10 protein-coding genes and 1 other RNA gene are annotated in these 13,205 nt (G+C 58.6%); 7 read left to right on the forward strand and 4 right to left on the reverse strand.

Annotated features, from left to right (window positions below; translation table 11 throughout):
• Positions 1-39: 39 nt before the first annotated feature.
• The 3 genes from ssrA to K3754_RS09125 all read right to left on the reverse strand — a co-directional run bounded on the left by ssrA (position 40) and on the right by K3754_RS09125 (position 4,309).
• Positions 40-389: a transfer-messenger RNA gene (gene ssrA / locus K3754_RS09115) on the reverse strand.
• A gap of 44 nt (positions 390-433) precedes the next feature.
• The gene (locus K3754_RS09120; RefSeq protein ID WP_259943033.1) at positions 434-3,442 is read right to left on the reverse strand and encodes a methyl-accepting chemotaxis protein; all 3,009 of its coding nucleotides are present in this window, start codon (positions 3,440-3,442) and stop codon (positions 434-436) included.
• A 132-nt stretch (positions 3,443-3,574) separates the two neighbouring features.
• Positions 3,575-4,309 (reverse strand): FadR/GntR family transcriptional regulator, encoded by a 735-nt coding sequence (locus K3754_RS09125; protein WP_259943034.1) that lies wholly within the window; start codon positions 4,307-4,309, stop codon positions 3,575-3,577.
• Positions 4,310-4,513: 204 nt separating this feature from the next.
• On the opposite strand from K3754_RS09125, the gene K3754_RS09130 reads away from it, so the two are divergent.
• From K3754_RS09130 to K3754_RS09150, 5 genes are all read left to right on the forward strand, one after another.
• Positions 4,514-5,023, forward strand: a complete 510-nt coding sequence (locus K3754_RS09130) for a DinB family protein (protein ID WP_259943036.1) — start codon at positions 4,514-4,516, stop codon at positions 5,021-5,023.
• Positions 5,023-6,126 carry a dimethylsulfoniopropionate demethylase gene (locus K3754_RS09135; RefSeq protein WP_259943038.1) on the forward strand — a complete coding sequence of 368 codons (1,104 nt, stop codon included), beginning with the start codon at positions 5,023-5,025 and terminating at the stop codon, positions 6,124-6,126. Before K3754_RS09130 ends, K3754_RS09135 begins: the two co-directional genes overlap by 1 nt.
• Before the next feature lie 100 nt (positions 6,127-6,226).
• Positions 6,227-7,213 (forward strand): acryloyl-CoA reductase, encoded by a 987-nt coding sequence (acuI, locus tag K3754_RS09140; protein ID WP_203211331.1) that lies wholly within the window; start codon positions 6,227-6,229, stop codon positions 7,211-7,213.
• Positions 7,210-7,692, forward strand: a complete 483-nt coding sequence (locus tag K3754_RS09145; protein WP_259943042.1) for a hypothetical protein — start codon at positions 7,210-7,212, stop codon at positions 7,690-7,692. Before acuI ends, K3754_RS09145 begins: the two co-directional genes overlap by 4 nt.
• 61 nt (positions 7,693-7,753) lie before the next feature.
• A complete protein-coding gene (locus tag K3754_RS09150; RefSeq protein ID WP_259943044.1) occupies positions 7,754-8,173 on the forward strand; it encodes an HIT family protein in 420 nt (139 codons plus the stop codon).
• 79 nt (positions 8,174-8,252) lie between these two features.
• Here K3754_RS09150 and K3754_RS09155 read toward each other — a convergent pair whose 3' ends face one another.
• A complete protein-coding gene (locus tag K3754_RS09155; RefSeq protein WP_203211328.1) occupies positions 8,253-10,094 on the reverse strand; it encodes a BCCT family transporter in 1,842 nt (613 codons plus the stop codon).
• A gap of 321 nt (positions 10,095-10,415) precedes the next feature.
• Between K3754_RS09155 and K3754_RS09160 the strand changes: the two genes are divergently transcribed.
• The gene (locus tag K3754_RS09160; RefSeq protein WP_259943046.1) at positions 10,416-11,639 is read left to right on the forward strand and encodes an aminotransferase class V-fold PLP-dependent enzyme; all 1,224 of its coding nucleotides are present in this window, start codon (positions 10,416-10,418) and stop codon (positions 11,637-11,639) included.
• Positions 11,640-11,705: 66 nt separating this feature from the next.
• Complete coding sequence (locus K3754_RS09165; RefSeq protein ID WP_259943048.1) at positions 11,706-13,130, forward strand: deoxyribodipyrimidine photo-lyase; 1,425 nt, start codon at positions 11,706-11,708, stop codon at positions 13,128-13,130.
• Positions 13,131-13,205 lie beyond the last annotated feature (75 nt).

Consider the following 13,205-nt stretch of genomic DNA (forward strand, 5'->3'; position numbering starts at 1 on the left):
CAAGGCGGACAATCCGAAGCAGAACCTGAAGGGGGGGAAAGTGCAGGTTTCTGTTGCCAGGTACCTGCGAACCCCGCCTAGTGCTGCAAGGCGCTAGGACTTAAGATTTCAGTATCTCCGGTCGCTTACGCGGCCATTGCTACTGGAGCACGATTGTCATTTGCAATTGTACAGTTTTCGCCGATAACGGTGGCAGACAGCCGAAACAAAGCTAACCCCTTTAGACGTTCGTCGATCCTATTTCGGCCCCATGATCCCCAAATGAAGGATGTTTGGTGGAGCCGCCGGGTACCGCCCCCGGGTCCGATCCGCGTATTACGAGCGCGTTTATGTTCATAGTCCCGAAGGACAGCTGTAATATAGGGGCGCTGCCGGGGCATTGCAAACGGTTGCTGTTGAAAATTCCGCATTTTGAGGCACGGGGCGGAATGGGTCATCCGGCAAGCGGCGTTCGGTTTTCTGTTTGGTGGGCGTTGACTGAGGTCCGTTGGTCTATCGCGGTATGGGCCGGATGCACGGCAACATGATCGGGCAGGGTGGAGATCTGGAATTTTGCCCCTGCCGCGACCAATCCATCCGCCTCGGCCTTCAACGCGCGGCTGATCTGGGTGGTGTCCGATAGCAATTGCGCATTGTGACGTGTAACTTCGTCCAGTTCGCGCACAGCGGTATCAATCTGCGACAGGCTTTGGCTCTGGCTGGTCGAAAATTTGGCGATGTCCACAACCTGCACCGAAATATCGCTGATTTTCCCCAATATCTCATCCAGGGATTCGCCAGCGCGGGCGACCAGTTCTGCGCCCTGAGAGATTTGTTTGGTGGTTTGGGCGATGACCGAGTTAATGTCAGCAGCGGCGTTCGAGCTGCGCTGGGACAGGGCGCGGACCTCGGTGGCGACCACGGCAAAGCCGCGCCCCGCTTCGCCGGCGCGGGCCGCCTCGACTCCGGCATTGAGGGCCAGAAGATTGGTTTGAAAGGCAATTTCTTCGATCAGTTTTGTGATGTTTGAGATTGCCGCGGATGATTTTTCGATCTCGTCCATGGCCACAACCGCATCGCCCATCACCCGGCTTGAGGTGGTTGCGCTTTCGCGGGTGGTTGACACCATGTCACTGATGGATTGTGACCGCTCTGCCGTTTCAGTGAGGGACTGTGTGGTTCTGCTGATATCTTGCGCGGTTGCGGCCAGTGTCGCCGATTGTGCATTGGTTCGGTTCAATACGTCATCACTTGCGCTGGCGACCTCCTGGGCGCTGCTGTCAATGGCGTGAGAGCTGCGAACCAATCCGGTCATAGTCTCGCACAGCCCGTCAACCGCGCTGTTGAAATCGCGGCGCAGCTGATCGTACTCACCGGCAAAGGCCTGATTGATGGCGGCGGTCAGGTCTCCCTCGGCCAAACGGCTGAGCGCGTTGCCAAGGTTGGTTACCACGTCGCGTTGATCCTGGGCGGTTTGTTCCTGTTCGGCTGTGGCCGCTTCCATTGCGGCACGGGCTTGTGACACGTCATTGCCGATCATCACAATCGTCAGCGGTTGATCTTGGTCATCCGCCACAACGGTCAATCCGCCATCCAGCCAAATCTGATGGCCTTCGGTGCCCTGCACCAGAAATTGCCCCCAAACAGCGCCCGCGTCCAAAACACCGGGCCAGAAGCCATCCGGATGGGCGATTTTGGCGGGATCGAGTACCAGCATTTGCGCCACGTCACGCCCGGCAAAGTCTTCGCGCGTGCCGCAAAGTAGATTTTGCAGCTTATTGTTGATTTCAAGCACTTTTCCAGCGGGCGTAAATTCAATGATGCATTGCCGCTGTTCGATGGCATTGAGCAGCGCGGTTTTGCGGAAATCTGCAGTGCGGTCGATCCATTCCACAACAGCGCCGCAAGCCACATCACCGTCAAACAAGGTGCGCAGGGCGAGCGACAATCGCCGGTCTTCGACCGCCAGATCGATTGCACTTTCCGGAATGGAACCTTGGGCGACTTGACGCACAGTTTCGGCATCCGTGCCCAAAAACTGTGCGAGGTCAATGGGCCGGGGGGTATCCCCGGCCTTTGCCGTGTCGGCTCCGAAGCTGGCAAGCATCGTGTTGGCCGCGGTGTTGGCGTGTTGCACGGTGAGAGTTTCATCGACAATCATCAGGCTTGCACTGGCAGCCTGCAGCGCGGCGCCCAGGACGGCGGCGCGTTCTTCGGTGCTGCGGGCCTCCAACAAGGAGCGGCGCAAACGGTCCAATGTGAGGGCGATGTCGCCAATTTCGTCGCCGCGCCGTGCTGCGGGCACTTGTGCGGTCAAATCTCCTTCAGCGACCGAGATCATGGATTGACGAACACGGTCAAGGGGGCGGGTCAGGCTTTTGGATACGACAATCGCGACGATCGCCGCCACAATCAAAAGCAATACGCCCCGTTCGAGAACCGATCTTTCCAGAACACTGGCCTGAGCAAACATTTCTGCTGTGTCCTGCTGCGCAACGATGGCCCATCGGCTGTCTTCGAACTGCACCTGGCCAAATGCGGAGATCACCGGCGTGCCTGCGTCGGAATTGCCGGTTTGCACACCCTGCAAACCCGCGAGCGCCCCTGCAACCGGCCCGTCCTGTTCTATCGCGGCGCGCAGCGCTCCGGCGTCGGGGCCAATTCGCATGCGCCCATCCGCACCAACGGCAAACAGAACCCCGGTTTGGCCGAGCCCCTCTGCCGCATCCGCCGAAGGCTGTAGGGCGGCAGGTTCAATGCGCACGGCAAAAACCCCGATGATCGCACCGTTCGACGCGAGAATCGGGGTTGCCATAAAGGCAGAATATGGGGTGCCTTTCAGGGGGTAGTCGCTGAAATCCTCGAAGACGAATTGCGGGGCGTTCGCCGGATCTGACATGATCCGCCCAAAGACCCGCGCCAACCCATGGTCTTTGTGATCGGCGCTCGCCAGATTGACAGCAAAGTCCTCGTTTTTCATCACACTATAAAGAACGTAACCTTTTTCATCGAGCAGGTAGAAATCCGAAAAGTTGTTCTTCTCCGTGAGGGACCGAAAATAGGGATGCGCCTTGCGGTGGGCCCGGTTGTAGGCATCGCGGCCTTTGACAAAATCGGTAAGCTGCCGTTGCCCGTAGGGATGCTCATTCTCGGTGATGTAGCGGGTTTGCAGGTATTCGGTTTTGTCGCCGGGGATCGCCTCGGATGCGCCAATGAGGGAGGTCATGGTGGATCTGAACACCGGCGAGTTTGACTGAGAGACAATGCTGGTGCGCATTGCCTTCAGCGCGGCCTCGGTCGATGCGATCTGCGCCTGTGCGATGCTCGACAGTCGTGTGCGGGCCTGGCTTTCCAAGATGTCGTGTGCCGCGCTCACCGCCATCAGGCCCATTGCGCCCGCGGCCAAACAGCACAGGCCGACAATGATCAGCGGCAGCTTTGCCGAAATGCGCAGTGTCTTCATCAGGGATGCATCTCTTCATCATGGTGGCATGCCCGCCCGCAAGGTGGCGGGAACGGGCAACAGGCACAGCCCTAGGGCATGAAGATTAAGAAAGCTTTGCGCAGCTTTCGCGCGGAGTGGCTGATGGGTCCGTCAGGAGGAATTCCCGGCACGGGCGGCAAATACATCACGCCCGAGCGCGCGTGTCTCGCGTTCAAGGGCCTGCAACCCCAAGGTGATTGCATTGGCATCACGGGCCTGTGCTGCATCAGCGATCTGTTGATGCAAATCGGCCACGCCACTGCGTGAGCGCGCCGTGAATGTGATCATGTTCATCAATGGCTGCATGGCTTCAACAGCCCCGGCAAGCTGATAGGACAAAACCGGATTTCCGGCTGCATCCACCAAGGCGCGGTGAAAGGCCACATCAGAGGCGCAGAATGCCTCATCCGTCAGATCCTCGCTGCGCTGGCGGGTGATCTGGTCTCGCATGGTTGCCAAATGTGTCGCTTCGCGGCGTTCCGCGGCCAGGGGTGCACAGGCGCGTTCCAGTGCGAAACGTGCCTCGCAAGCGGTTTCGAAACTGACGTCATTCATGGAAAGCAGCAGGGTGGAGGTTGTGATCTGCTGTTGCTGCGCTTCGCGAAATGTGATGCGATTGACAAATGCACCGCCCGTTGCACCACGCTGTGTGCGGATCAGGGATTGTGCGGCCAGTCGTTTAAGTGCCTCGCGCACCGTGGGGCGGGAGACGCCGAAACTGTCGGCAAGCTCGGCCTCGGTTGGCAGGCGTTGATCAACGATCAGACGCCCCTGAACAATGGCATCACGAATGGCCGCTGCGATTTGAACCGGCAAATCTGCCGGATTTTCGGGATCAATTTTCATATGTCTTACATTTAAAGTTTGCCGGATTATCAATTGTCTGACATTAGGGAAATTGACCGGAATTGAAAAGGCTTTGCTTCTTCGAACTTAAGGCCGGGGCACAGAAATGAAGCGAAGGCGCACGTAGACGTGTTCGCATTCAAGCTTTGCATTAGGAATGATATCTAACACTCTGAAAGTGGACAATTAAATGGAGAACTTAATGTGATTACACCTGACTATGTTAAGATCATGTCTCGATATAACTTGTGGCAAAACAACCAGTTGTACTCCATTCTTAAACAGATGGATGATGCGGAGGTTGAGCTGGATCGCGGCGCGTTTTTCGGGTCTATTAAGGGGACTTTGAATCATCTGCTGTGGGGTGATCTCCTGTGGCTGTCCCGCTTTGCTGGCGGTGACTATCCAAAGATTGCAAACGCGTCGCAGTTCATTGATTTATATCCTACAATTTCGATCTGGTCGTCAGAGCGGTTTCGCTGCGACAAGAGGATCATTGCCTGGGCTGACCGCCTTAGACAGGTCGATCTGACAGGTGAATTAACGTGGAAATCCATATCGATGGAGGAGGAAGTTAAGACACCACTTTCATTGTGTATCACCCACTACTTCAACCACCAGACCCACCATCGGGGTCAAGTACATGCAATGCTTACCGCCGCCGGTCAAAAAGCGCCGGTGACCGATCTTCTTTTTATGCCGGAGGACCTTTGATGGCATTTATCTCACCTTCCCGCCGGCTGCGGCGCACACCCTTCTCTGACGGCGTCGAAGCTGCGGGCGTAAAGGCCTTTACCGTTTACAACCGGATGCTGCTGCCCACGGTATTTGAAAGCGTCGAGGCGGACTATCATCACCTCAAGAAGGCTGTGCAAATCTGGGATGTGTCCTGTGAACGGCAGGTTGAATTGCGCGGGCCAGATGCGGCGCAGCTGATGCAATTGCTGACACCGCGCGCCTTGGACAAGATGCAGGTCGGTCAGTGTTACTATGTTCCGATTGTCGATGAGGCCGGCGGCATGTTGAACGATCCGGTGGCCGTCAAGTTGGCCGAGGATCGCTGGTGGATCTCGATTGCCGACAGCGATCTGTTGCTCTGGGTCAAGGGTGTGGCGTTTGGCCGGAACCTGGATGTGACCATTGAGGAGCCGGATGTCAGCCCGCTTGGCGTGCAAGGCCCGCTGGCCGATGATCTGATGGCACGGGTCTTTGGCGAGGCGGTGCGCGATGTGCGGTTCTTCCGGTTCGGCCGCTTTGATTTTCAGGGGCGGGCGCTGGTCGTGGCACGGTCGGGCTATTCCAAACAGGGTGGATTTGAAATCTACCTAGAGGGGAGTGATCTGGGCATGCCGCTGTGGGACGCATTGATGGAGGCGGGGCAAGATCTGGATGTCCGCGCCGGTTGTCCGAACCTGATTGAGCGGATCGAAGGCGGGCTTCTGAGCTATGGCAATGACATGACCCGCGCCAATACGCCGTTTGAATGTGGGCTGGGTAAGTTCTGCAAGGTCGGGCCCGAGGCCCAGTGCATCGGGCATTCGGCCCTGCAAGCCTGCGCGGATGAAGGGCCGGTGCAGCAGATCCGCGCGATTGACATTGAGGGCGAGCCATTGGCGGGCTGTGATCGGCTGTGGCCGCTGTTTGACGAAGGCCGACAGGTCGGGCATGTCAGTTCCGCGGTGTGGTCACCGGATTTTCAGACCAATGTTGCCATCGGGATGGTGCGCAAAAGTCATTGGGCACCGGGCAGGCGTTTGCAGGTGGAAACGCCCGGCGGCCTGCGCGGCGCGGTGGTGCGCGAGGGCTTTTGGTCCTGAGACAAGATCAGAGGGCAGGAGCGGGGGCCAGCCCCCGCACCCCCGGAATATTTAGAGCCAAAAAGGCATGAGGGGGACAGTCCCCGGAATGGAGAATGAGATGTTTAAAGCACTGGTTGTGAACAAGGATGAGGATGGCAAGACCTCTGCCGCGGTAGAGGAGATGACATTGGATCAGCTGCCGCAGGCAGAAGTGACGGTGGCAGTTGAGTATTCGACGGTGAATTACAAGGATGGTTTGTGCATCGGGCCAGGGGGCGGCTTGGTGCGAAATTATCCGCATGTGCCGGGAATTGATTTTTCCGGAACGGTCGAGGCTTCGGATGATGACCGTTACAAGCCCGGTGACAAGGTGGTGTTGACGGGATGGCGCGTCGGCGAGGCCCATTGGGGCGGCTATTCCCAGAAGGCACGGGTGAAGGCCGATTGGCTGGTGCCGCTGCCTGCGGGTCTGGACACGCGTCAGGCGATGGCGGTCGGCACGGCCGGATTTACCGCGATGTTGTCGGTCATGGCGCTGGAGGATCACGGGATCAAGGCCGGGCCGGTGTTGGTGACCGGGGCTGCTGGCGGCGTTGGGTCTGTGGCGACCGCGATATTGGCGCATTTGGGGTACAAGGTGGCGGCAGTTACCGGACGGCCGGAGACCGAAGCCTATCTGCGCGATCTCGGTGCAAGCCAGATCGTGCCGCGTGAGGAGCTGAACGAGACCGTCAAGCGCCCTCTTGAGGGCGAAACCTGGGGCGGCTGTGTCGATGCTGTGGGCGGCGCCATGTTGGCGCGGGTTCTGGGCCAGATGGAATATGGCGCCAGCGTTGCGGCGGTGGGTCTTGCGGGCGGTGCCGGTCTTCCGGCGACCGTGATCCCGTTCCTGCTGCGCGGGGTGAACCTTTTGGGCATCGATAGCGTGATGCAGCCCTATGACAACCGGTTGCGCGCCTGGGAGCGGATCGCAAAAGATCTGCCGATGGAGAAGCTGGAAGCGATGGTGCGCCCGGCCACTTTGGCTGATTTGCCGCAGCTTGGGGCCGATATCCTCAAGGGGCAGGTGCAGGGCCGCGTTGTTGTGGATGTGAACGCGGGATGATCGCCGCCTGCGCCCTGCCGGAGGAGGCGCTGTTGCAGCGCTATGCCGCGCAGGCAGGGTGTTACACCGATTGTTTTGAGACAGCGCTGCCGCAAAAGGTGGCGCTGCCTGCTTTTCTGGAAGCTTTTTACGGCAGTTGGCTGTTTGGTTTGGAAAAGCTTGTGTTGCGGGGGCATTTGCGGGGCAAACCCATCAACTGGGACATTGCGCCGGTGGCGGCGGGGTCGGCGGATGCCTATGCTGCCTGGACCGTAGAGGGGCGCGGTGACGGGCAGATCCTGATGCGCGATCTGGGCGGGCATACGCGGTCTTATCTGGCGGTGGAGGACACCGCCGGGGGCGGAACACGCTTGTTGTTTGGATCGGCGGTGGTGCCGCGCGCCGGGCAGGAGTTGCCCTGGCTGGCGCGGGCCATAGTTCCGCTACATCGGTTCTATGCGCGGTCCTTGCTCAGGGCGGCGCGGGCGCGGTTGGTTTAGGGGTGTCTCGACGGCGGGCCGCCTTGCCTTTAGACAGGGGCAAAGAGATCAGGAGACCATGATGAGCGCCTATGACGACGATAATATCTTTGCCAAGATCCTGCGGGGGGAGATCCCCAGTTTCAAGGTCTACGAGGACGACGCAACCTATTGCTTTATGGACATCATGCCGCGCAGTGACGGGCATTGTCTGGTGATCCCCAAAACCCCGTGCCGCAACATTCTAGACGCCTCGCCCGAGCAGTTGGCAGCCTGTATGGCGACGGTCAAGAAAGTGGCAAACGCAGCCAAGTCCGCGTTTGAGGCCGATGGGATCACCCTGCAACAGTTCAGTGAAGCGGCAGGCGGGCAGGAGGTGTTTCACCTGCATTTCCACATCCATCCGCGCCATGCGGGCGTGCCGATGCGCCCTGCGGGGACGATGGGGGACATGGATCTGATCAAGAGCCATGCCGAGGCGATCGCAGCGGCCATCGACTGAGGTCTCTTTCGCGCAATGAAAAGGCGGCGCCCGGTTTCCCGGACGCCGCCTTTTTTGTTTGCTTTGAGTGGTCTAGCGCTTATTCAGCGGGCTGGCCTGCGACATCTGTTGCAATGCCCGCGCTGTCGCGGCGTCCATCGTTGTAAAGCGCCTTGATCAGCGCCAGCACCATGCCAACCATAACCATCGTAAAGGGCAATGCCCCGATGATCATCGCGTTTTGCAGGGCCGACAGACCGCCACCGCCGGCCAGCAGCAGCGTGCCGATCACCAGCGTCAGGATCACACCCCAGATGATACGGTGTTTGACGCCGGTTTCTTCTGCACCGCCGGACATGATGGTGTTCATCACCAGAATGCCGGAGTCTGCGGAAGTCACCAAGAAGGTCATGATCAGTACAACACACATGACGATCAGCGCCTGAAGCACACCGCCCGACAGCATCTGTTCCAGTGTCACGAACAGCTTGGCCGAGTTGGAGGCCGCGATGATGGCGCCATCTGCGGTGCCGGACAGTTCCAGATCAATGGCTGTGCCGCCGAGGATGGTCATCCAGGCAAAGCAAACCAGGGATGGTGCAATCACGGCGCCCAATACGAATTCACGCACCGAGCGGCCTTTGGAAATGCGGGCCAGGAACAGACCCACAAATGGCGAGAACGCGATCCACCAAGCCCAGTAGAACGTTGTCCAACCGGCCTGCCAGTTGAAGAGGCGTCCTTCGGTACCGGCTGCATAGGCGGCGGCCAGGTCTGCTTCGGACAAGGTGATGCCCGCATCCGCAACGCTGGTTGTGAAGCCGCCAAAGCTGCCCCATGCGTTTGTCGCACCGCCATAGACCGTTGCGAGTTGGTCGGCTTCCAGTGCCTGAACTGCCGCAGGTGCCGTCGAGGCGAACATGTCAGCCGAAACCGGACCATGTGCGGCAAAGCTCAGCGAGATGAAGTTGAGGATGTAATCCACAAATGCCGATGCATAGGTTGTCATCGCAAAGAGGAACGAGCCAAAGATGACGAATGTCAAAAGCAGGATCAGCGAGAGTACGAGGTTGATGTTTGACAACCACTTAACGCCGCGCCCAACCCCTGAAACCGCCGACAGGATCGACAGCGCCATGATCATCACAAGTGCTGTGATCAGGCCTGCTTTGGTGGCTGTTGGTGTGTCACCTGTGGTGTCCATCAACCAGCCTGCGCCGGTGATTGCATAAGCGCCATCAACAAGCTGGCTTACGCCGAAGCCGATTGTCACAGAGACACCAAGGATCGTTGCCACAACGCCAAGCACGTCGATCACGTGGCCAAAAAACCCGTTGGCATATTTGCCAATGAGGGGCGTCAGCGCCGAACGGATCGTCAGCGGCATGCCGCGTGTGTAGGCGTAATAGGCAAGGCTGAGACCGGTCACGACATAGATCGCCCAGGCGTGAAAGCCGTAGTGCGCGAAGGTATAGCGGTAGCCAGATTGCAGTGCCTCGGGGGTATTTGGTGCAATGTCACTGGACAGCAGCACCGGGTTGGAGCCCCAAAGGCCAAGAGGTTCTGCCGTGGCAAAGGTCATCAGACCCACACCCAGACCGGCGCCGAACATCATCGAGAACCAGGAAAAGTTGCTGAACTCCGGCTTTTGGCCCGGTGTGCCCAGGACGCGCTTGCCCGTGGAGGGGATCAGCGCGATGGCAAAGAGAAAGAACGCAAAGGCACCAACGGCAAGAATGTAGAAGGTGTTAAAGCTTTGCAGCAATGTTGAGTTGATGCTCGACAGCATGCTGCCGGCATTGAGCGGAAAGATAAGCGCCCATAGCACCAGCAGAACCATGCTGATCTTTGATATCAAGGCAATTGGAAGGCTATAGCCTTCGTAGAATCCGCCATCCTGCGTTTGGATATCTAGATCCGTAAAAGGAGGTTTGACTGACATGAGAAGTGTCCCTGTTTGTCGATCGCTGCACGCGATCTGTTTTGCGTGGGGCAACTGCCGCGCCGGGAACTGGCGTGGCATGAACACCCACTTTGAAGGGCGCGGTAAACAGATTTGGGTCCGCACCTTGACCCGAACGTGTTACAAATTCGAAACATGCACATATGCTGTGCCGCGACAGTATGACGCAAAATACGACAATTTGGCAGGTATTTTTGTCGGCTTGAACGCTTGGGGCGGTCCGGCAACCGCTCAGTTTCGGTTTTTCAACAACTTGGTTTTGGGTTTGACGCGGGCCGTTGGCTGTAGAAATGTGCCGCCATGACATTAGATACCGCATGGGTCCGGGCCCAATTTCCCGCCTTCGCCGAGCCATCCCTTCAAGGGCAGGCTTTTTTCGAGAACGCTGGCGGGTCTTACACCTGCAAACCGGTGATTGACCGACTGACGCGGTTTTACACCCAGCGCAAGGTCCAGCCTTACGCCCCTTATGAGGCCAGCCAGCTTGGTGGTCAGGAGATGGACGAGGCCCGCCGCCGCATGGCAGCTATTCTTGGGGTAGAAACCGACGAGCTGAGCTTTGGGCCTTCGACCACGCAGAACACCTATGTTTTGGCGCAGGCCTTTGGGCAGTTGCTTGAGCCGGGCGAAGCGATCATCGTGACCAACCAGGATCACGAGGCCAACACCGGCCCTTGGCGGCGTCTGGCGGACCGGGGCATCGAGGTGCGCGAATGGTGTGTCGATCCCGATACCGGTGCGTTGAACACCGATGATCTGGAAAACCTGCTGGATGAAGATGTGCGGCTGGTGTGTTTCCCGCATTGCTCAAACGTTGTTGGCCAGATCAATCCGGTGGTGGAGATCACTGCACTCGCCCATGCGGCGGGAGCCTTTGTCTGTGTCGATGGCGTGTCATATGCGCCGCATGGCTTTGCTGATGTGGGCAATATGGGCCCGGATATCTATCTGTTCTCCGCATACAAGACCTTTGGCCCGCATCAGGGGTTGATGGTCATTCGGCGTGCCTTGGGCAATCTGCTGCCAAATCAGGCGCATGTCTTTAACGGCGATACACTTTACAAACGTCTGACGCCTGCTGGCCCGGATCATGCGCAGGTCGCCGCTTCTGCGGGGATGGCCGATTATGTGGATGCCTTTTATGCCCATCACATTGGTGGGGATGCCGATGCCGCTGGGCGCGGCGCGGCGGTGCATGACATGATGCGGGATCATGAGACCGCGCTGTTGCAGCCGTTGCTGGACGCGGTGAAGGATCGCAATTCTGTGCGCCTGATTGGTCCGGCAGAGGCGGTGGGCCGTGCACCCACAGTGGCCATGGCGCTGAACCGTCCGGGCCTGGAGGCTGCAACGGAGCTGGCCAAACACGGGATCATGGCAGGCGGCGGCGACTTTTACGCTGGCCGCGCATTGAAGGCGATGGGTGTGGATGAAGACAAAGGTGTGCTGCGCCTCAGCTTTACCCATTACACCACAAAGGCCGAGGTAGATCAGCTCTTGAACGCATTGGACGATGTTTTGTGATTTTGCGCCTTGAAGGTTCCTGCCGCGCCCTAGTTTAGGAAAAGGCAGAATCCAGAAGGGCATAGCATGAGCGATACATCACCGATCTTGGTCTGGTTTCGGCGGGATCTGCGGCTGAGCGATCACGCGGCGCTTTCGGCGGCTTGTGACAGTGGCCGGCCGGTCATTCCGGTTTTTGTCCATGACGGGCTGAGCGAAAATCTGGGCGCGGCACCAAAATGGCGGCTGGGCCTCGGGGTCGGTGCGCTTGGTGAGGCGTTGGAAGAGAAGGGCAGCCGCCTGATCCTGCGGCGGTCTGACCAGGCTTTGGATGCCTTGCAGGATCTGATCAAGGAAACCGGTGCCGGCGCAGTCTATTGGTCGCGGCTTTATGATCCTCAAACTGTGGCACGAGACAGTCAGATCAAAGCGGAGCTGAAAGAGCAGGGTATCGACGCGCGGTCCTTTGGTGGCCATCTGATGTTTGAGCCTTGGACGGTGGAGACCAAGACGGGCGGCTACTACAAGGTCTATTCGCCGTTCTGGAAAACGGTGAAAACCCACGATGTCGAGGTGCCGCGCAGCGCCCCATCAGATCTGCACCCCCCTGAAAACTGGCCAAAAAGTGATGCTTTGGCAGAATGGGAGATGGGGGCCGAGATGAACCGCGGTGCCGCGGTTGTGCGCCCCTTCGTGCAATTGGGTGAAGCCGCAGCACAGGCGCGGCTGGGCCATTTCATTGCCCATCTGATTGATGGCTACAAAGACAACCGGAACACGCCGGGGATGGATGGCACGTCCAACCTCTCAGAGAACCTCAGCCTGGGCGAGATCAGCCCGCATCAATGCTGGCATGCGGGCCAACGCGCCCTGCAAGAAGGCAAACGCGGCGCCGAGACTTTCCTGAAAGAACTGGTCTGGCGCGAGTTTGCCTATCATCTGATGCACCATACGCCGCGCATTCTGGACCAGAACTGGCGCGAGGAATGGGACGATTTTCCTTGGAAAGATGATGGCCGCGCCGCCGAAGTCTGGGCGTGGAAAAAGGGCCGCACGGGCGTGCCTTTTGTCGATGCAGCGATGCGGGAGCTCTATGTGACTGGCCGCATGCACAACCGCGCACGGATGATCGTGGCCAGTTATCTGACCAAACACCTGATGACCCATTGGCGGATCGGGCAGGCGTGGTTCGAGGACTGCTTGATTGACTGGGATCCGGCCAGCAATGCAATGGGCTGGCAATGGACCGCCGGGTCAGGCCCGGATGCCGCGCCGTATTTCCGCGTGTTCAATCCCGTCACCCAGCGCGAGAAATTTGACCCAGACGCCGCCTATGTGGACCGCTGGATTGCCGAAGGCCGTGATGCGGCACATGACGATGCGCTTGCCTTCTTTGAGGCCTGTCCGCGCCACTGGGGCATGAATGCGCAAGACAGCTATCCTACGCCGATTGTGTCGCTTGACGGGGGGCGCAAAAGGGCGCTGACGGCTTATGAGAACCGCAAAGATTAGGAAAACCGGCCGCTATCATTAAGGAATTGTTAATTCTGCGAAGCGCGGTAAGCTGATTGCGCCTGAGGAGCACGA

Source organism: Sulfitobacter sp. M368, assembly GCF_025141875.1.
GTDB classification, from domain to species: Bacteria; Pseudomonadota; Alphaproteobacteria; order Rhodobacterales; family Rhodobacteraceae; genus Sulfitobacter; species Sulfitobacter mediterraneus_A.

Coding starts and splice junctions, on each gene's coding strand:
- K3754_RS09125 (WP_259943034.1), bottom strand. CDS start 4,309: ATGAAAATTGATCCCGAAAATCCGGCAGATTTGCCGGTTCAAATCGCA.
- K3754_RS09165 (WP_259943048.1), top strand. CDS start 11,706: ATGAGCGATACATCACCGATCTTGGTCTGGTTTCGGCGGGATCTGCGG.
- K3754_RS09120 (WP_259943033.1), bottom strand. CDS start 3,442: ATGAAGACACTGCGCATTTCGGCAAAGCTGCCGCTGATCATTGTCGGC.
- acuI (WP_203211331.1), top strand. CDS start 6,227: ATGTTTAAAGCACTGGTTGTGAACAAGGATGAGGATGGCAAGACCTCT.
- K3754_RS09160 (WP_259943046.1), top strand. CDS start 10,416: ATGACATTAGATACCGCATGGGTCCGGGCCCAATTTCCCGCCTTCGCC.
- K3754_RS09145 (WP_259943042.1), top strand. CDS start 7,210: ATGATCGCCGCCTGCGCCCTGCCGGAGGAGGCGCTGTTGCAGCGCTAT.
- K3754_RS09155 (WP_203211328.1), bottom strand. CDS start 10,094: ATGTCAGTCAAACCTCCTTTTACGGATCTAGATATCCAAACGCAGGAT.
- K3754_RS09150 (WP_259943044.1), top strand. CDS start 7,754: ATGAGCGCCTATGACGACGATAATATCTTTGCCAAGATCCTGCGGGGG.
- K3754_RS09135 (WP_259943038.1), top strand. CDS start 5,023: ATGGCATTTATCTCACCTTCCCGCCGGCTGCGGCGCACACCCTTCTCT.